The organism is Halarchaeum rubridurum (genome assembly GCF_014647115.1).
In the GTDB taxonomy this organism is placed as follows: Archaea; Halobacteriota; Halobacteria; order Halobacteriales; family Halobacteriaceae; genus Halarchaeum; species Halarchaeum rubridurum.
The window spans coordinates 333,449-351,987 of sequence record NZ_BMOO01000004.1; the positions used below are offsets into that span (position 1 = coordinate 333,449).

Here is an 18,539-nt window from a genome sequence, read left to right on the forward strand (position 1 = left end):
ACGGCAAAGGGCTCGCGGCCCCGAGACGGGACAACGAATGATGTCCCAGTCGCCGTCGGGCCGCGACCCCCATCTCACGGAGATTCAGGGGGAGGGTGCCGAACGGATCACGGCACTCAAGTGGGCGCGCTATCTCTCCGGGACCTTCGGCAGCAGCGGGGCGCTCAACGCCCTCCGGCTCTACGCCGAACTCGGCTGGATCAGCGAGGGCGTCCGCCAGACGATGACCGACTACGTCCGCGGGCTCTCGGGCGGCGCGACGAGCACCGTCGCGGGTTCCGTGGACGACGACCTCCCGAAGGAGCTCGAATCGCTCGCCGGGACGCCGTTCCACCAGCACGCGAAGTCCCTCGAGTTCATCACGACTATCGCCAACGAGAGCCTCTCGCACGTCCTCGCCTCGACGACGCTCGGCGAGGACCTCTCCGGGCCGAGCGACCTCGGCGACCCGAGCGACCTCACCGGCCCCGGCGAGTAGACACGAACGACGGCGTCGATTCGGTTTTCACTCGACCGGTCTCCGAACGCCCACGAGCGCCACGACCGCGGAGCCGGTACGCCGCCACGGTCGATGGCCGTGTGCGCCCCGCGGCGGGGGATTCGAGTTCAGGAGAAGGAGATGATGGACTCGGTGATTCGGATGGTGGCGAAGGCGACGATGACGCTAATCCACGTCTGGATGACGAAGTGGTGGAGCATCGTCGAGAGGTGGCCGCGGTCGGTGTAGCGGAGAATCAACGAGGAGAGGAGCGCGTTGATGAGGACGGCGACGAAGAGCAGAAACTGGAGCTGCGGGATATCGTAGACCTGCGCGCTGAGGAGACCGCCGAGGCGGCTCTGCGAGAGGTTCATCTCGGAGGAGACCTGCTGGAATATCTGTGCGACCTGGAGGCCGACGAAGAGCGCGAACGTGTTCGCGGCCGTGATACCGTAGAGCGTCCCCGTCATCGTCCCGGTGGACTGAGAGCGCTGGTCGCGGAGCTTGAGCACCTCGGAGATGTTCGACTCGATGAGTTGGCCGAGCTGTTTCGGGTCGCCACCCATCCGGCGGCCGGTAACGTACATGTCGCTGAACTTCTGGATGAGGTAGGAGCCGGCCTCGGCGGCGAAGTAGCGCCAGGCCTCCTGTGAGTCGACGCGGAGCGCGAGGCGCTTGTAGAGGTTGTCGATCTGCTCGGTGAGCGCGCCGAAGTCCTTCGTGCGCAGCGATTCGAGGACGGAAGACGTCGAGGACTGCTTGACGCTCTCGACGGCACCGAGCGCGCGGATGAACGCGGGGAACGACTCGTCGCGTTCCTTGATACGCGATTCGGCCGTGTAGGCGACGTATCCCGGGAGCAGGAGGGGCGTGAACGGGATGGCGAGGTAGAACACCGTCGGAATCGGGTTCCCGATCCCGAACGCGTTCGTGAGGAGGGCGTAACAGAGCCCGCCGAGGACGAAACAGAGCGCGACGCTGGCGAGGAGCGTCGCGCGGAGCTTGATGTTCCGTTCGAGCGAGACGCTGGAGCCGCCGAACCAGACGGGGTCGGAGGGCGAGACGCTGTGGATGGCGAAGACGAAGATACCCTGAACGAACGCGAAGAGGATGATGACGGCGGCGACGGGCTGCGTGGGGTCGATGCCGACGATGAAGGGGATGACCATGGCGAAGACCGCGCCGAAGGTCATCGAGAGGACGATGGACATATAGACGTCCTTCAGGAGGTCAAGGCGGTCGAGGCGCGACTCGTAGCGGACGACGAAGTTCCCGATGATGGAGTCCTGTTCTTCGAGGAGGAACTCGCTGATGTCGCGACCCGCCCCGACGGTGTACGCGAGCCGTTCGAGGAAGTCCGACATGAGCGGGCTGGAGATGCTCTCGGAGCGCATCCGGCAGGCGTCCTCCAAGCTCTGATTCCACGTGTCGACGAGGCCGACGATTCGCGCCATCTCCTCGGCGATGGCGTCGTACTCGTCCTCCTGGGCGAGGGTGCGAAAGACCTCGACGCGGTCGATGTTCGTCGTCGAGAGGATGGTCAGGTGCGTGATGAACAGGTGGAAGTGTTCGCGAATCTGCTTGCGGCGTCTGTCCTGGAGTATCTTCGGGTAGAAGACGACGACGACCGGGAAGAAGAATCCGGTGAGGAGCGCGATGAACGTCGGCAGGAACGACCCGACGTAGACGAGGACGACGACCGGGAAGAGGAGCCCGAGGACGAAGGAGGGGATGATGGCGAGGAGGACGTAGCGCCGGATGGGGACGTCCATGTACCGGTAGTCCCGGAGGAGGTCGCGCAACAGCGCGCGCAGCCCCAATCCGTCGGGTTCGTCGATGTCCTGCACGCCCGCGGTCGTCGTCTCGGAGGCGGAGTCGGTCGCCATCGACGGTCAGACCTCCGGGGTGTCCGGGAGGCCGGCGGCGCTTATCGGGAGCGCGCGGACGCCGTCGCGCTGGAAGGTGGCGATGGCGTCGTTGACCTCGTGGAACCCGAGAACGTCGGCGTCGATGAGGCGCTCGATTATCTGCGCGCGGCGTTCGAGTTCCGCGTAGATGTCGCGGGTGTCCTGGTAGCCGAGGAGTTCCGCTATCTGGTCTTCGAGGACGTGGGAGTTATTCATCCCGGTGAAGGCGACGTCGTCCTCGCGGGGGTCCCAGTTGAACACCTGTCGGGTGAGGACGCCGCCCTCCTGTTCGGAGTAGCCCTCGATCTCCTGGACGCTCGTGACGCGCCGGAGGATGTCGTCGCCCTGCTTCACGCGGTTCTGGAAGAGCGCGACGTCGCAGTTGTCCATGAAGGGTTCGGGGACGTTGATGGGGTTCCCGGTGAAGCGCTGGACCATCGAGACGATGTCGCTCGCGTGGAACGTGAGCATCACGGGGTGGCCGGTCTGGGCGGCCTGGAACGCCATCTGTCCCTCCGCCCCGCGGACCTCGCCGACGATGATGTAGTCGGGCCGGGAGCGGAGCGCCGTGGCGACGAGGTCGAACATGTCGACGTCCGTCCCCTCGTCGCCGCCCTGGTCCTCGCGGGTGAGGAGTTGCTGCCAGGCGTCGTGCGGGATGACGACCTCCGCGGTGTCCTCCGCGGTGTATATCTTCGAGTCGCGCGGGATGAACGACGTCGTCGCGTTGAGCGTCGTCGTCTTCCCGGAGGCGGTCTCGCCGACGACGAACACCGTCCGCTCGTTCTCCAAGCAGAGCCAGAGGTAGGCGGCGAGCTTCGGCGAGAGCGTCCCCCACTTCGTAATCTGGAAGACGGAGAGGGGCACCTCGTCGCCCTGCCGGATGGTGAGGCTCGGGCCCTTGATGGAGACGTCGTCGGAGTAGACGATGTTGATACGCGAGCCGTCCGGGAGCGTCGAGTCGATTATCGGGTTCGAGTCGCTCACGGGCGTGTCCATCCGTTCGCCCATGTTCTGGAGCCACTGCTCGAACTCCTCGTTGCTCCCGAAGTCGACGGTCGTCGGGAGGAGCCCGAACGTCCCGTGGTCGACGTAACACTCCTCAGCCCCGATGACGTGGATGTCCTCGTTCTCGGGGTCGCTCATGATCGGATTGAGCGGCCCGAGCCCCGCGATGTCGCGCTGGAGGCGGTAGCGAATCTTCTCGTAGGTGTCCTCCTCCAGGGGGATGAGCGTCCCGACGAACGACTGTATCGTGCTGCCCGCGCCCCCGACGGAGACGACACCGTCGAGGATGTCGTCGAGGTGCGTCTCGAAGTCCCGCTTCGCGGTCGGGCCGGGTTCGGTGACGCTGCGTTCGAGCAGGCGCTGGCGCACCTCCTCGTACTGCTCGCGCTCCTCGCTCGTCAGCGACGGCTCGATGACGTGGTAGCGCGTCGGGATACCCGTGTCGCCGAACACCTGGTAGAACGTCGGGTACTCCGAATCCGTCGAGTAGACGATGTTCGGGTTCGAGACCGCGTGCTCGCCGTCTGGTTCGTCGACGAGCATCGGGTACTCGCCGTACTCCGCGTACATCCGTTCGAGGTGCTCGTCGAGATGCGGGTGCTCGGCGGCGAGCGATTCGAGTTCCGGCGACGGGTTCGGGGTGCCGTGCTCCGACATGGTCAGGCGACGGTGCGGGTGACGATGGTCATACCGCGGTTCACTTGGACGTCGAAGCTGATACTGTCGTCGACCTGGTCGCCCATGTTGGCGAACTTCCGCACGATTATCTCGCGGCGGACGTCGCCCGCGACCTGCTTCGTGTTGAGCTGGAGGTAGACGCCGCTCGTGTCGCGCAGCGGCCGGAGCGCCCGCCCGCTCAACGAGTCGGGGTTGACGGTGAGGACGACCGTCTTGTCGTCGGCGAGCAGCTGCCGGAAGAAGGAGAGGACGTTCTGGATGACGTCGTCCTCCCGATTCTGCTCGACGGCGCGCTGGAACTGCGGGTCGCTACGGAGGATGGCGTCGAAGCCGTCGATGACGACGACGTCGCTCTGCCACATCGTCCCCGCGTGCATCATCCGCGTGAGGAGTTCGCGCCGCGGGCCGTCCGCGTCGTCCCCCTGCTCGTCGATGGCGTCGAAGGTGTCGACGTTCGCGTGCAAGAAGAGCAGGCGCTCGCGGAGGAGGTGGTCCACCGGGTCGTAGTCGAGCGAGCGCGTCTGCTCGATGAAGCTCGCGGACGTCTCCTCCTGGGAGACGTAGGTGACCGTCGTCCCGGTCTCGCAGAGCCCGTAGCAAAAGCGCTGGCCGAGGACGCTCTTGCCCGCACCGTGTTCGCCCTCGACGAGGACGAGACTTCCCGCGGGAAGGCCGCCGCCGAAGGCGTTCGATACCCGGTCGCTGTCTTCGAGCCCGAGTTCGTAGAGGTCTGTCATTGGTCTAGAGGTAGAAGCGGATGGTCGAGGAGGTCCCGCCGTGGAGCACCGTCGCGCGGTGCGCGCCGGCGTCGAGGTCCCGATTCACCGTGACGCGGACGGTCTCGTCCGGTGCCCAGACGCCGTCGCCGTCCCCGAGGTCGGTGACGGTCGTCCCGTTCGCGTACCTCCCGTCGACGAGGACGTCGATTGGTCCACCGTCGGCGGCGAGCGTCTTCGAGCCGCTGTTCTTCACGAGCAGGGTGACGGTCTCGTTCTCGTCGTCGTATATCGCCTCGGGGCTCCCGGGGTCGCTGACGATGGTGACGTCCGAGGCGATGTCGTCCGCCGTGTTCCCGCCCTGCTGGCTGAGCGTCCCCTGGAGGTCGATGACGCTCCCGGTGAGCGTCATCGCCACCGACGTGGCGACGAGGAGCGACGCGATGAAGATGATGAGCTTGGAGACGGAGGAGCCGGCCATCTAGCTCACCACCGTGACGTTCCCCGTCGCGCGCGAGATACCGCCCTTCGTGGCGACGAGCGCGCGCGTGGGCTGTGCGGAGCGTTCGACCGTGACCGTCAGGGTCTCACCGGGTGCCCAGGCCGTCCGACTGCTCCGGCTCTCGACGGCCGTCCGGCGCTCCGAGACGTAGTCGCCATCGAGGAGCAGGTCGACGTCGGCCACCGTGAGCGTCGTCGTGCCGACGTTCTCGGCGGTGAGCGTGAACGTGTCCGCTTCGGCGTCGTACGTGGCGTTGCGCAGTTCGACATCGGTGTTCTCGATGGCGACGGCGTGGTTCGTCCGGTCGTTGAACGCGCGCTCGACCTCGTCGGCGCTCGATTGCACCGCGGGGACGATGACGCCGGCGCTGATGAGCGCGGCGATCAGGAGGACCGCGACGGCACCGCTCGTGCTGAACCCCATCTACTCGCCGCGCTCCCTGGCGATGCGCTGGATGTGTTGGGAGCTCCGGTCGTGGACCTCGACCGGAATCTCTTCGAGACTCTGTTCGGCGTCGGGGTCGATTGCGTCCTCGTCCGCGCCGCTTATCAGGGTCTCCAGTTGGCGCTGGACCGGGCGGCTTATCCAGCCGATCTGGGCGTAGTATTCGAGCGCCTCGAGCGCGCCCGAGGAGCCGGCGGTGTCGAGCAGCATCGAGAGCCACCGGAGGAGGAGGATGTCCGTCGCGTACGTCGAGGAGAGCGAGCTGAGGTACGCGTCGCCGTCCGCGACCGGCGTCGAGGACGCCGAGTTGCTCCCCTGGTCGGGTGACGGCGAGGCGCGCTCGGTCGTCTGCGCACCGTCCGCCTCGACGGGGCGACGGGACTCCGCGGTCTCCGCGTCGGCGTCGCCGTCGTCCGACCCCGCGGAGCGCTTGACGTCGTCGAAGCTGACGACGTCGTCACCGGCGTCCCCGTCAGCGTCGGGGTCCATGACCCCGTAGGGGCCGTCCTGTTCGGGGCGCTCGAAGTCGCTGTCGCCCGCGAAGGGGTTGACGTCCTCGACGAGCTGGTCGTAGACGCCGAGGAGCGTCGCGTGATTGTCCTCGAGGTGGTCGAGGCGCGCTTCGAGGTCCTCGCGGTTCTGTCTGACTTCCTCGATGGCCGACTCGTTGTCCTCGACGTCGGCTTCGAGTTCGTCGATGCGATAGTTGACGTCGTCGAGGTCGTCCGAGGTGGCGTTCGCCGACCCCGTCGATTCGGCGGTCGCCTCCGCGGGTTCGTCGTCGGCCTGCACCGCGGCGTCGCTCGACGGCTCGGCGTCGGCCTCCGTGGACGTATCGGTCGCATCGCTCGAATCGGACGCGTCCGCCTCATCTGCGTCTGACTCGCCCACGAACGCACCCAACCCGAGCTCGTCGACGACATCACGGGCGTTCATTCACGAAATCGTTTGGCGCTAACCGCTCAAGGGCGTTTCGGCCGCTCCAGTGCGCCCGAATCGCTCGATATAGGGTTCGCCGACACGAAAAACCGGATTCGAGCCGTGCAATACTTTCTTTTATCTCGGCTCGTAGTCGTGACCGTAGGTAGAGATGTCAGAACGAGTGCGGTACGAACGGGTGGTCGACGCGCTCGCCGGGTGGCGAAGCGACGCGGAGTACCGCCGCAACCTGATCGGGTCGTTACGTACCTACCTCGACGACGTCGTCGAACCCCCCGTCGTCCGCCGCGCCGATAGCGCACCCTGTGACCTCGCCGTCGACGGCGTCGGCATCGTCGTCTACACCGACTACGGCCGCTCGGACGCGACCGACCTCCGGGTCCGGGGCGACCACTTCTCCCGCGAGTACGACTACCTCGTCTGCTACGGCTACGACCTCCCGAACGACGACCTCGACCGGTGGCGGGTGGGGAAGGCGAAGACCCACCTGCTCGGTCAGGGCGTCGAGGACGTCCAGTTCGTCCGCAACGAGGTGCGTGGGGACGAGGCACTCGTCGAGGAGAAGAGCCCGTGGCCCGTCCGCTTCTGGCGCTTCGGCGAAGCCGTCGTCGCGCTCCTCGCCGTCGTCATCGGCCTCGAACTCGCCATCATCGCACGGTTGCGCGCCCCGTCGCTCGTCGCGGCCTTCGACCCGACGTTGACACTCGGCCTCGTCGTCGCGTTCGCCGCCGCGTTCACCATCGTCCGCGAACTCGTCGCCGTCTAGAGGTACATGTAGAAGGTGCTGTAGAGGAACGCGAGGTAGACGGCGACGAGGAAGGCGAGGAAGACGAAGAGGAGGAGGAACGCCGGATGAGTCGTCGCGTTCCCGGCGTTCTCATCGCGGTTCGTCGCCGCGATCATCGCCCGGAAGAGCGCGTAGCCGACGCCCAGGAAGATGAGGACGGCCAGCGAGACGACCGTGACGACGACCTCCTGGCGGTGGAAGTCGAGGGCGTAGCCGACGCCGGCGAGCACGAGCGCGGAGACGACGACCCCGAAAACGGTGAGCAACGCGGAGAGACCGGGCGTAAGCGAGAGCGAGAGCCCCGCGGACTCCTCGGGGAGGAGGTCGGATATCGCACCGTCTTTCTCTGACATGGCGGAGGGTGCGTCCGCACGCGTCAAAACGCTACTGGCTGTTCGGGGCCGGCCGTTCGCGGACTCAGAGCGTCGCCGCGGCGAGGACGGCGAGGACGAAGACGATGAGCGCGACGAGGAGCAGCGGAATCACGTTCTGCGGGACGTTCGCGCGGTCGTGCGCCGGGCTCGCACGCCGAGAAGTGTCGGAACGCGTCATCCTCACGCCCCCTCCGTCGTCGACGCGGTCGAGCTCTCCGAGTCGTTCGCGGCCGCCGACGTGCCGGTCACTCCGTCCGTCGATTCGTTCCCGCCCGTGCCACGACCCACGTACGCGCGGGTGTTGAGCGCCTTCTGGAGGTACTCGCGTTTCGAGAGGTCGCCGTCGTTGAACCGCACGGCCCACTCGCGCTCGACGTGGAACCGGTCCGCCTGGCCGTACTCACCCCCGCCCGTGTAGTCGGTCGTCGCTCGGTCCGCGACGTGGCCGACGAGGCGGGTCGCCGAGCCGTCGCTGTCGACGTAGCGCGCGTAGGCGTTGAGGACTTTCCCGATCTCCTGAAGGAACGCGGTGAGGTCGTCGGCGTCCGAGGCGAACGTCACGTCGATCCGGTCGCCGTCGACGCGCATCGAGCGGACGTCGAGCGCGCCGTCGCCGTGCGCGAGGAGCCAGCGGAGTTCGCCGGCCGTCGCCGTCCCGTCACCGTCGGGTTCCGTCGCCGTAACGGTGTTCCCGCCGTCGGAGGAGTCGCCCGTGCAGCCCGCGAGCGCCGCGGCCGCGGCCGACCCAGTGGCGGCGAGCACGGAGCGTCGAGAGGTCATACCGTCGATGGGGCCCGAGTCCGCAAGAGGATGACGGCCCGCGCGGCCGTCAGCCGAGCAGGCCGTACGCGAGGACGCCGAGCCCGACGAGCAACAGGAGCCCCGCGAACCCGTATTCGAGCAGCACGAGGTGAGTGAGTTCGGTCTCGTCGCTGTCGGCGAGCCGGAAGAACGCGGTGGACGCCACGACGATGCCGCCGCCGGCGGCCATCAGCGCGAAGGAGACCATCGACCCGGCGTAGGGTGGCGCGGGACACAACCCTTGCGGCCCACACCGGCGGCACCGGAACGTTTTGTGGCTCGTGGCCCAAGAGCGTTGTATGGCCGACGACACGGAGCCGGACGACGACGAGTTGGCCGTGGAGCACGCCGAGCGGATCGCCGAGCTGCGTAGCGAGAGCGACGCGGGCGAGGGGAACCCGCTCGAACCCACGGACCTCGACATCGCGCACCGCGAGGGCGTCCGCGAGCGCGGCGACGGCCGCTACGTCGTCTCCACGAACGGCGAGGCCTCGGGGACACCGCCAGCTACCGACCTCCCCGACGGCGTGGCGCGCGACGCCGAGTCCGGGGACGACGAGCGCGACCACGCGGGCGCGCTCGAACGGAGCGACGACGCGTACGGAATCGTCCTCTCCGCGAAGACCGACGCGGGGGTCGGAACGACCGTCGTCACCTCGAACAACATCGTCGAGACCGTCGAGGAGGCCCTCCGGTGGTACGCGGGCCAAGTCGACGACTCGCTCCCGCCCGAGGACGTCCTCGAACTCCTCTTGCGACAGTCCGACCTCGACGTCGAGCCGTAGCCGTCGGCGCGTGGCCGTCGCTACGCGGTGTTGCGTCGCGCAAAAAAGCGAAGGAAAGAACGTTCTGAGTTCGAAGAGCCAGTGACGTTACAGGGAGACCGCGCCGCCGTCGCTCTGTGAGCTGAGCGTCTGCGGCGTGGAGGCCACGTACGTGTACTGGCTCCCGGACTGCGTCACGATCTGGATCGTCGCGTCCTCGCCGGCCTGCAGCGGCTTCAGCGCGTCCGCGTTCTTGTCCAGCGCGATGTTGAGCTTCATCCGGTCGGTCTTCTCGTTGAGGACCGGGAGGGAGCCGTCCTCGTCGCGGATCGCAGACACGGAGAACTCCGCGTCCGCCGCGGAGGCGTTATCGGCGTACGTCAGCGTCTGCGCGCCGTGCGGCCCGATCCACTTGATCGTGGACCCACCGAGGTCGATTGAATCCGCGCCCGGCGACTGCATCACCGTCAGTTCCGTCTGATTGACGACCTTCTCACCGCTCGAATTGTTGTGCACGTCGCCGACGCCCGAGATCACGACGACCTGGTTCGAGACCTGCTGTGCGGAGTCCTGACTCGTGGCGGACGCCTTGTTCTGCAGGAAGCCGGTCGTGTTGATGAGCACCGTCGCCGCGATCGCCGCGACGAGGATCATCGCGATGAACACGACCAGGGTCTCGATACCGACCTGGCCGCGTTCGTAGTCGAAGTCTGGGAGGCTGAGTTCCATTGCGACGACCGAGTCTGCAGCCCCCACCTGAAAAAGAGTATTGGCCGTTACGGCCGGTGTTCGCGTGTCGAGCGCCGAGTTAGCCGATAGAGCTATACTCGATCAAGCGGCCGAGCGTATCCGGTAGCCGCGGGGGTACGCGGCGAGCGCCTCAGGCGATGCCGACGCCCTTGTTGACCGGGATGCGCTGGCCGTCGGCGTCGTGGACGTAGCCGGTCGTCCCGTCCGCGTTCACGTAGCGGAGGGAGGTGCTGCTGCTCGAATCGACGAAGACGACTTCGGGCTCGCCGTCGCGGTCGACGTCGTCGACGCTGAGGCCCGTGTTGGAGGCCTTGGTCTCGGTCGTCAGCTGTCGCTTGTTGTTGTCCGAGTCGGCGAGGTGGACGTAGCCGGAGCCGCCGATGTACGGGACGTAGACGGTGCCATCACCGTAGAACTCCGTCGGCTGACCCGCGGCGTACGTGTTCGCGGCGCTGACGCCGACGCTGGCCGGCGTCTCGTCGGGCGAGACGTAGTAGAGCCCGCCGCTGCTCCCGAGGTAGATGATGTCCCGGGTGCCGTCGCCGTCGTAGTCGGCGACCCCGAGGACGGAGCCGGCACCTTGCGTGCTGCTCACCTCGGCGACGAGCGTACCGCTGGTCGCGTCGGGGCCCGTCCGGCGGAGGTCCTTGTTCGGACCGACGTAGAAGACGGAGGGGCCGCTCCCGTTCCACGACCCGGTGGCGAGGTGGGACTCCGACGACGGCGGGTCGCCGGGGAGCGTCTGCGGGGCGTCGGTCCCGTCGACGAGGTGGAGCGTGTCGTTCTGGACGTACGGGACGCCGAAGGTGCCGTCGCCGTCGAAGTCGACGGTGGCGGAGCCGACGACCTGCGGTTCGTTGCTCCGATGGGTCGTCACGCTCGCCTCGTCGTACCGGATGCTGTTGAGCGACGCGTCGCCCGCGTAGACGACGATGCCGTCGGCGAGCCCCGTGCCTCCGCCGCCGCGGTACGGGAACGAGAAGAAGTCCCGCGATTCGGCGGCGGTGACGACGACGCGGTGCGCGCCGCCGTCGAGCGACGTGTTCGCCTGGATGCGCGCGACGTAGCCCGGCCGCCAGTACGAGCCGTCGACGACGGTGACGTTCGTGACGGTCACGGGCTCGCCGTCGACGAGGACGAGCAGGGAGTCCCGGTCGGTCGGGAGCCGTAGTTCGCCGGTGTTCTTCGCGAGGAGGGTGAGCGTGTTCGTCTCGGCGTCGTAGAGGGTTGCGCCGGGGTCGCTGATGACGGTGACGCTCTGTGAGACCTGGTCGGCGTAGTCGGAGCCGATGTCCTCGATGGCGTGGCCGACGTCGCCGGCGATGTTCGTGGCGGTGCCGCCGACGATGGTGCTGAGCGAGATGGCCGCGATGAAGAGGATGACGTGCGTGATGGATACTTCGGCCATGGGGGGAGACGGAGTGGGGTACTGCCTCGCGGTTATCGGCCCACGGGGATAACTCGTGTGGCCCGCTCGTGGCGTGCTCCGCTCTCGGTCCCAGGCGCGAGGGCGACAGCCGACGTACGCGACGGCCTCAGTCGTCGATGGCGCGCTTTGGCGTGATACGCGGCTCCGCACCGTACTCGACGCTCGCCTCGACGCCGAAGACCTCGGCGAGGAGTTCCTCCGTCACGACGTCCTCGGGGCGACCCCAGTCGTAGATGTCGCCGTCGCAGAGCGCGACGAGGTAGTCCGCGAAGCGCGCGGCCTGCGTGAGGTCGTGGAGGACGATACAGACGGTGACGTCGCGCTCCTCGTTGAGCGTCCGGATGACCTCCATCACCTGGAGTTGGTGGCGCAGGTCGAGGTACGTCGTCGGCTCGTCGAGGAGGAGCGTGTCCGTCTCCTGGGCGAGCGCCATGGCGATGCGGACGAGCTGCCGTTGCCCGCCGCTGAGGCTGCTGACGTCCTTCTCGCGGAGGTGTTCGATACCGGCGAGCGCGATGGCGCGGTCGATGGCCTCGCGGTCCGCCTCCGTCTGCCCTTCGAGGAACCCCTTGTGGGGGTAGCGCCCGTGGCCGACGAGTTCCTCGACGGTGATGCCGTCGGGGGTCGAGCCGTGCTGGGAGAGCATCCCGAGTTCGCGGGCGAACTCCTTCGAGCCGAACTCCGCTATCTCGCGGCCGTCGATGAGGACGTCGCCGCCGTCGGCGTCGAGGTGGCGGGCGAGCGTCTTCAGGAGCGTGCTCTTCCCGCTGCCGTTCGGGCCGACGAGCGCCGTCACCTCGCCCTCGGGGACGACGAGGGTCTCGGTGTCGACGACGGGGTCGTCGAGGCCGGGGTAGCCGACGCGGAGGTCGGTCGCGTGAATCTTCGCCTCGGACTCCGAGTCGCCCGCGCGCGCCTCGTCGGCCGCCTCGGTCTCGCGCGCTGTGCCATCGGTCGTCTCGGTCGTGGTGTCTGTCTTGGACATCTGTTAGAACTCACTGAAGTCGCCGTGGCGACGCATCAAGTAGAGGAAGTACGGCCCGCCGATGACGCCCGTGACGACGCCGACGGGGACCTGAATCGGCATGAGTGCGAGGCGCGCGACGACGTCGGCGACGAGGACGAGCGCGGGCCCGAGGAAGAGCGAGCCGACGACGAGCCGGCGGTAGTCGCTCCCGACGGCGGTGCGGACGGCGTGCGGGACGACGAGGCCGACGAAGCCGACGAGGCCGGCGACGGCGACCGCGGTCGCGGCGGCGAGGATGGCGAGCGTCGAGAGCCCGAAGCGGACGTACTCGACCGGCATCCCGAGCGAGCGCGCCGTCTCCTCGCCGAGCAGGAGGACGTTGAGGTGGCGTGAGGCGAGGAGGAGGAGCGGGACGACGACGAGCGTCGGGACGATGGCGAGGCGGAACTGCGCCCAGCCGACGCCGGTGAGCGACCCGGTCGTCCACGCGATGGCGGTCTTCACGACCGCGGTGCTGTCGAGGAAGTAGAAGAGGCCGGTCTGGAGGGACTGGAAGACGGTGGCGACGACGACGCCCGCGAGCACGAGGCGGACGGGATTCGTCCCGCCCTGCCACGCGATGGCGTAGACGAGCGCGAAGGCGACGAGGCCGCCGAGCGCGGCGGCGAACGGGAGGACGTACGACGCGCCCGTGAAGAAGACGAGCGTGACGAGCACGGCGAGGCCCGCGCCGCCGCTGACGCCGAGGATGTACGGGCTGGCGAGCTCGTTGCGCGTGACGGCCTGGAAGACGGCCCCCGAGATGGAGAGGTTCACGCCGACGAGCGCCGCGATGAAGACGCGGGGCATCCGGAGGCTCCAGACGATTATCGCGGTCTGGGAGAGCCGGTCCGGGAAGTCGCTCCCCGTGAGGATGGCGGCCCAGACGTCGACGTCGAAGAGGATACGGGGGTCGGTGAGGACGTCGAACGTCGCGCCGAGCGGCGTCGGGTACGACCCCTGAGAAACTTGGACGAACGCGGCGACGAAGGCGACGACGACGCTCCCCACGACGAGGGATGCCAACCGTCGGTCGCGAGAGTCGAGTCGGGTGTACGCCTCCACCGACCGCGACGACACGTCCATCACCCCTATTTCATTTAGGGGCACCTAAATCTATTGCGATACGCTCAGAGCGAGCCGGCGACGATGTCGGCGACGCGTTCGCGCTCGAAGAGCGCCTCGTCGTACCCGTAGAGCTGGCGCGCGCCGCGCTCCGTGAGCACGAGGTTGCTGATGGGGCCCTGGTAGAGCGGGCCGCCCCGGTAGACGTCGCCGTTCTGAACCGCGGTGAGCTCGCTCGCCGTCTCGTGCTCCTGCATGAACGCGACGACGGTGTTCTCGAACTCGGCGGCGGTCTTGTCCTCGTGGCCGCGCAGGAGGAGGTACGCCGGGTCGATCTTGAGCAGCGTCTCGTAGTCGATGCTGCCGCGCGAGCTGTGGAAGTCCTTCACGCTCGTCTCCGCGAGCGCGTCCCGAACGTTCAGGTCGCGCCACTGCTTGAAGCTCGTCCCCTCGTTGACGAGGTAGGGGAGGAAGGAGGTGGGTTCGTCCCCCGTCGCCCACAGCACCGCGACCTGCGGGCGCTCGGCGTCGCTCGTCGGCGCGACGTCGGTGAGCGCGTTCTGGAACTCGTCGTGGAGCGCGGCGAACGCCTCGTAACGCTCCTCGCGCCCGAAGAGCCCGGCGACCGTCTCGAAGGCCTCGTAGAGGGTGTAGTAGCGGTAGTCCTCGTGCCACGCGTAACCGCGCGAGAAGATGGAGTTCCCGAAGAAGGGCGCGACGTTCTCGACGACCTCGTCGACGTCGGCCTCGCTCCACCCCTTGAAGCGGTTGGCGAGGAAGTTCGGGTCCATGACGTGGACGTCGGCGTCGAGCGCGTAGAAGCGCTCCTTCGAGACGCCGTCCTGATAGAGCGAGATGGTATCGCTCGTATCGACCGAGACGCCCTCAAGTTCGTCGTAGTAGGTTGTGTGCCAGCGGTTGGCGAGCCAGAGCCCCTTCGGCGCGTCGAGGCCGAGCGCGACGCCCATGTCGGCGTAGCTCCCGTTGTTCGCCACCCACGTCTCGGGGACGGCGTCGAACGTCACGTCGCCGACGGGTTCCATCGAGACGGTGTAGGAGCCGTCGCCCGTCGACGTCGCGGTCGTCGTCTCGTTCGTGCTCGTACTCGTGGTGCTCCCGCCGTCACCGGAGCCCGTGCAGCCCGCGAGCGCCGTGCCGAGGGTCGCCCCGCCGACGCCGATGAAGGTTCGCCTGTCCATAGTGTTTTAGGCCAGCCTAAAGTACAAAAAGTCGTCGGTCCCGTACCGGTCGGGACGGGAACCTTTTTACGGAGCGCGGGCGTCCGTCGGGGTATGCGCGTCGCTGTCGCCGTAGTACGTCGGTAGATACCGACCCGTTTCTGGCGCGCGTCGAAACGCTACCCCGACAGCGACGACTCCAGACACATGACCCAGGTGCCCGACGACTACGACCCCGCGGAACTCGAACCGCGACTCCAGCAGCGCTGGCTGGACGAGGAGACCTACCGCTTCGACGGCGACGCCAACGACCCCGACACGGCCTACGTCGTCGACACCCCGCCCCCCTACCCGACGGGCGAACTCCACATCGGCCACGCGCTCAACTGGTCGTACATGGACTTCGCCGCGCGCTTCCACCGCCTGCAGGGCGACGACGTCCTCTTCCCGCAGGGGTGGGACTGCCACGGGCTCCCCACCGAGGTGAAAGTCGAGGAGAACGAGGGCATCCAGCGCACGGACGTCCCCCGCGACGAGTTCCGCGAGATGTGCGTCGAGCACACCCGCCACCAGATCGCCTCGATGAAGGAGACGATGCGCGAACTCGGTTTCAGCCAGGACTGGAACGCCGAGTTCCGCACGATGGACCCCGAGTACTGGGGGAAGACCCAGGAGTCGTTCGTCGAGATGGCGGACGACGACCTCGTCTACCGGGACGAACACCCCGTCAACTGGTGTCCGCGCTGTGGCACCGCCATCGCCGACGCCGAGGTCGAACCCATCGAGCGAGAGGGCACCCTCCACTACCTCACCTTCCCCGGTGTCGACAACGACGACGTGGAAATCGCGACGACGCGCCCCGAACTCCTCGCGGCGTGCGTCGCCGTCGCCGTCCACCCCGACGACGAGCGCTACGACGGGCGCGAGGACGACACCTTCGAGGTGCCGCTGTTCGGCCACGAGGTCGACGTCGTCGAGGACGAGGACGTCGACCAGGAGTTCGGCTCCGGGGCCGTCATGATCTGTACGTTCGGGGACAAACAGGACGTGACGTGGTGGGCCGAACACGACCTCGACCTGCGCGCCGTCTTCACCGAGGACGGTCACCTGAACGAGGACGCCGGCGACTACGCCGGCCTCACCATCGACGAGGCGAAGGAGGCCGTCGCCGACGACCTCGACGCCGAGGGCTACCTCACCGACACCGAACCCACCGAGCAGTCCGTCGGGGCCTGCTGGCGCTGTGACACCCCCATCGAGATTCTCTCGAAGGAGCAGTGGTTCGTCGAGGTCGACAAGGAGGCCATCCTCGAACGCGCCGACGAGGTCGAGTGGATTCCCGAGCACATGCAACAGCGCCTCGTCGAGTGGACGGAGGGGATGGACTGGGACTGGGTCATCAGTCGCCAGCGCGTCTTCGCGACGCCCATCCCCGCGTGGGAGTGTGAATCGTGCGGGCACTGGCACATCGCGTCCGGCGACGAGACGCCCGTCGACCCCACCGAGGAGCCCCCGGCCGTGGGGAGTTGCCCCGCGTGCGGGAGCGACTCGTGGACCGGCGAGACCGACGTAATGGACACCTGGATGGACTCCTCCATCACGCCGCTGCACATCTCCGGGTGGCCCGAGGGCATCGACTTAGAGGAGTTCGAACCCGTCAGCCTCCGCCCGCAGGGCCACGACATCATCCGGACGTGGGCGTTCTACACGCTCCTGCGCACCGGCGAACTCACCGACGAGAAGCCGTGGGAGAACGTCCTCGTCAACGGGATGGTGTTCGGCCCGGACGGCAACAAGATGAGCAAGTCTCGGGGCAACACGGTCAGCCCCGAGGAGGCCGTCGAGGAGTACAGCGCGGACGCCGCCCGACAGGCGCTCGCGCTCGGCGGCCAGCCCGGTAGCGACGTCCAGTTCCAGTGGAAGGAGGTCAAATCCGCCTCCCGCTTCCTCACGAAGCTCTGGAACATCGTGAAGTTCGCCGCCGGCCACTTCGACGAGGACACCCCGGACATCGCGGACCCCGCGTACCGCGACGCCGACACTTGGATACGCTCGAAGGCGACGCGCGTCGCCAGCGACGTCGAGGCCGAGATGGAGGCCTACCGCTTCGACGCCGCCCTCCGCGAACTGCGCGAGTTCGCGTGGAACGACCTCGCCGACGACTACGTCGAACTCGCCAAGGGGCGACTCTACAACGGCCGGCCCGGCGAACGCGACGCCGCTCGCAAGACGCTCTACGACGTCGTCTCCGCCGTCGCGCGGATGCTCGCGCCGTTCAGCCCGCACCTCGCCGACGAAATCTGGACCTACCTCCCCGGCACCGAGGGGAGCGTCCACACCGCCGAGTGGCCCGCCCTCGACGCCTACGACGAGGAGGCCGAGGCCCGCGGCGAAGTCATCGCCGAGGCCACCCGCGAGATTCGCGCGTGGAAGTCCGCCAACGGCTACCCGCTCAACGCCGACCTCGACGACGTCGAACTCTACTTCGACCCGGGAAGCGTCGTCGAGAACGTCGACACCTACGACCTCTCCGAGACCGTCAACGCCCCCGTCCGCGTCCGCGACGGCCGTCCGAACGTCGAACTCGTCCCCGTGGACGTCGACGGCGACGACTCCGAAATCGGCCCCGAGTTCCGCGGCGATGCCGGCATCGTCCTCCAGGCGCTAGACGAGGCCGACCCCGAGGTCATCCAGGCCCAGCAGAACTCCGGCGACACCGTTACCCTCGACGTCGACGGCGAGGAGTACGAACTCGACGCCGACTGGGTCACCGTCGAGGAGGAGTACCGGGCGGAGGGCGGCGAGGAGGTCGCGGTCGTCGAGACCGAGTTCGGCACCGTGCTCGTCTACCCGTAGGACCTCGACCGGTTGCGGTGCGCGGCCGCAGGCCGCGCTGGCAAACGCCCGACTCCGCCGACCGGGATTCGTACTCCGGCTTTCTGCGGTGACGGACACCGGCGGCGCACCCGACCCGGAAAAAGGTGGGCCACCGGCTTTACCCGTGCGCCGTCCCCCGGTTCGTGTATGTCCGGATCGCTGCCGGTACGAGATATGTCGGAAGAGGTCGTGAGTATCCCCGCGAGCGCGTCGCTCGACCAGGCTGCGGAGACGATGGCCGCCCACGACGTCGGTTTCCTCGTCGTCACCGAGGACGGCGAGGCGACGGGCGCGCTGACGGACCGGGCGCTCGCGCTCTCGCTGAGCGAGCAGGTCATCCCGGAGTCGACGACGGTGTCGGAGCTGGCGACCGACGACCTCGTGACCATCGACCGGGACATGGACGTCCTCCGGGTCCTCGAGAAGATGAAGCTCGACGAGGTCCGACGGGTCGTGACCGTCGACGACGACGGCGAGCCGACGAGCGTCGTCTCGCTCGACGACGTGCTCGTCCTCCTCGGCGAGGAACTCGGCGACGTGGCGGACCTGCTCGAAGCGCAGGTCTGAGCGGGGGCGAGGAGATGGGCGACGTCCGCGAATCGGCGTTCGATTCGCGGGCCAGTCGGACGCCGGTGCGTCCGACGCTGTCGCGGACCTGCTCGAAGCGCAGGTCTGAGCGGGGGCGAGGAGATGGGCGACGTCCGCGAATCGGCGTTCGATTCGCGGGCCAGTCGGGCGCCGGTGCGTTCGACGCTGTCGCGGACCTGCTCGAAGCGCAGGTCTGAGCCTCGGTGGTGTGTCGATGCGGGAAGTTCGGGCTTTTTCTCGCGGCCGCG

Annotated in this window: 20 protein-coding genes; 5 read left to right on the forward strand and 15 right to left on the reverse strand. The window is 67.9% G+C overall.

The annotated features are described in order from the left end of the window. Positions 1–40 precede the first annotated feature (40 nt). Complete coding sequence (locus IEX84_RS10510) at positions 41–478, forward strand: FlaD/FlaE family flagellar protein (RefSeq protein WP_188872521.1); 438 nt, start codon at positions 41–43, stop codon at positions 476–478. A gap of 128 nt (positions 479–606) precedes the next feature. Here IEX84_RS10510 and flaJ read toward each other — a convergent pair whose 3' ends face one another. From flaJ to IEX84_RS10540, 6 genes are read right to left on the reverse strand one after another with little or no spacing between them, the layout of a single operon-like run. After that, entirely contained in the window at positions 607–2,364 is a 1,758-nt protein-coding gene (gene flaJ, locus IEX84_RS10515) for an archaellar assembly protein FlaJ (RefSeq protein ID WP_188872522.1), read from the reverse strand. A 6-nt stretch (positions 2,365–2,370) separates the two neighbouring features. After that, a complete protein-coding gene (locus tag IEX84_RS10520; protein ID WP_188872523.1) occupies positions 2,371–4,050 on the reverse strand; it encodes a type II/IV secretion system ATPase subunit in 1,680 nt (559 codons plus the stop codon). Positions 4,051–4,052: 2 nt separating this feature from the next. Next, entirely contained in the window at positions 4,053–4,808 is a 756-nt protein-coding gene (locus tag IEX84_RS10525) for an ATPase domain-containing protein (RefSeq protein ID WP_188872524.1), read from the reverse strand. Between the two features lie 4 nt (positions 4,809–4,812). Beyond that, a complete protein-coding gene (locus tag IEX84_RS10530; RefSeq protein ID WP_188872525.1) occupies positions 4,813–5,268 on the reverse strand; it encodes a hypothetical protein in 456 nt (151 codons plus the stop codon). Next, positions 5,269–5,712 carry a hypothetical protein gene (locus IEX84_RS10535; protein ID WP_188872526.1) on the reverse strand — a complete coding sequence of 148 codons (444 nt, stop codon included), beginning with the start codon at positions 5,710–5,712 and terminating at the stop codon, positions 5,269–5,271. Beyond that, complete coding sequence (locus IEX84_RS10540; RefSeq protein WP_188872527.1) at positions 5,713–6,669, reverse strand: FlaD/FlaE family flagellar protein; 957 nt, start codon at positions 6,667–6,669, stop codon at positions 5,713–5,715. It abuts the gene before it with no gap. Positions 6,670–6,823: 154 nt separating this feature from the next. Here IEX84_RS10540 and IEX84_RS10545 point away from each other — a divergent pair, with 154 nt between their 5' ends. Then, on the forward strand, positions 6,824–7,438 hold the full coding sequence (locus IEX84_RS10545) for a hypothetical protein (RefSeq protein WP_188872528.1): 615 nt from the start codon (positions 6,824–6,826) through the stop codon (positions 7,436–7,438). Here the strand turns inward: IEX84_RS10545 and IEX84_RS10550 are convergent. The 4 genes from IEX84_RS10550 to IEX84_RS10560 all read right to left on the reverse strand — a co-directional run bounded on the left by IEX84_RS10550 (position 7,435) and on the right by IEX84_RS10560 (position 8,842). Continuing rightward, positions 7,435–7,812 carry a hypothetical protein gene (locus IEX84_RS10550; protein WP_188872529.1) on the reverse strand — a complete coding sequence of 126 codons (378 nt, stop codon included), beginning with the start codon at positions 7,810–7,812 and terminating at the stop codon, positions 7,435–7,437. The genes IEX84_RS10545 and IEX84_RS10550 overlap by 4 nt on opposite strands. Before the next feature lie 64 nt (positions 7,813–7,876). Beyond that, the gene (locus IEX84_RS14745; RefSeq protein ID WP_268237653.1) at positions 7,877–8,011 is read right to left on the reverse strand and encodes a hypothetical protein; all 135 of its coding nucleotides are present in this window, start codon (positions 8,009–8,011) and stop codon (positions 7,877–7,879) included. A 2-nt stretch (positions 8,012–8,013) separates the two neighbouring features. Further along, positions 8,014–8,613, reverse strand: coding sequence for a hypothetical protein (locus IEX84_RS14595; RefSeq protein ID WP_229732358.1), 600 nt, complete (start codon positions 8,611–8,613; stop codon positions 8,014–8,016). A 49-nt stretch (positions 8,614–8,662) separates the two neighbouring features. Next, complete coding sequence (locus tag IEX84_RS10560) at positions 8,663–8,842, reverse strand: hypothetical protein (protein ID WP_188872530.1); 180 nt, start codon at positions 8,840–8,842, stop codon at positions 8,663–8,665. A 91-nt stretch (positions 8,843–8,933) separates the two neighbouring features. Between IEX84_RS10560 and IEX84_RS10565 the strand changes: the two genes are divergently transcribed. Next, complete coding sequence (locus tag IEX84_RS10565; protein ID WP_188872531.1) at positions 8,934–9,419, forward strand: DUF7500 family protein; 486 nt, start codon at positions 8,934–8,936, stop codon at positions 9,417–9,419. Positions 9,420–9,506: 87 nt separating this feature from the next. Here IEX84_RS10565 and IEX84_RS10570 read toward each other — a convergent pair whose 3' ends face one another. From IEX84_RS10570 to IEX84_RS10590, 5 genes are all read right to left on the reverse strand, one after another. Continuing rightward, on the reverse strand, positions 9,507–10,127 hold the full coding sequence (locus IEX84_RS10570; RefSeq protein ID WP_188872532.1) for an archaellin/type IV pilin N-terminal domain-containing protein: 621 nt from the start codon (positions 10,125–10,127) through the stop codon (positions 9,507–9,509). A gap of 151 nt (positions 10,128–10,278) precedes the next feature. Then, positions 10,279–11,556: a hypothetical protein gene (locus IEX84_RS10575; RefSeq protein ID WP_188872533.1), complete on the reverse strand. Its 1,278-nt coding sequence runs from the start codon at positions 11,554–11,556 to the stop codon at positions 10,279–10,281. 127 nt (positions 11,557–11,683) lie between these two features. Beyond that, positions 11,684–12,562 carry an ABC transporter ATP-binding protein gene (locus tag IEX84_RS10580; protein ID WP_188872534.1) on the reverse strand — a complete coding sequence of 293 codons (879 nt, stop codon included), beginning with the start codon at positions 12,560–12,562 and terminating at the stop codon, positions 11,684–11,686. A gap of 3 nt (positions 12,563–12,565) precedes the next feature. Next, a complete protein-coding gene (locus tag IEX84_RS10585) occupies positions 12,566–13,669 on the reverse strand; it encodes a FecCD family ABC transporter permease (RefSeq protein WP_188872535.1) in 1,104 nt (367 codons plus the stop codon). A gap of 44 nt (positions 13,670–13,713) precedes the next feature. Further along, positions 13,714–14,847 (reverse strand): ABC transporter substrate-binding protein, encoded by a 1,134-nt coding sequence (locus IEX84_RS10590; protein WP_188872536.1) that lies wholly within the window; start codon positions 14,845–14,847, stop codon positions 13,714–13,716. Between the two features lie 186 nt (positions 14,848–15,033). Here IEX84_RS10590 and IEX84_RS10595 point away from each other — a divergent pair, with 186 nt between their 5' ends. Both IEX84_RS10595 and IEX84_RS10600 read left to right on the forward strand, forming a co-directional pair. Next, on the forward strand, positions 15,034–17,682 hold the full coding sequence (locus tag IEX84_RS10595) for a valine--tRNA ligase (protein ID WP_188872537.1): 2,649 nt from the start codon (positions 15,034–15,036) through the stop codon (positions 17,680–17,682). Between the two features lie 195 nt (positions 17,683–17,877). Then, positions 17,878–18,270, forward strand: a complete 393-nt coding sequence (locus tag IEX84_RS10600) for a CBS domain-containing protein (protein WP_188872538.1) — start codon at positions 17,878–17,880, stop codon at positions 18,268–18,270. The last annotated feature ends 269 nt before the right edge of the window (positions 18,271–18,539 follow it).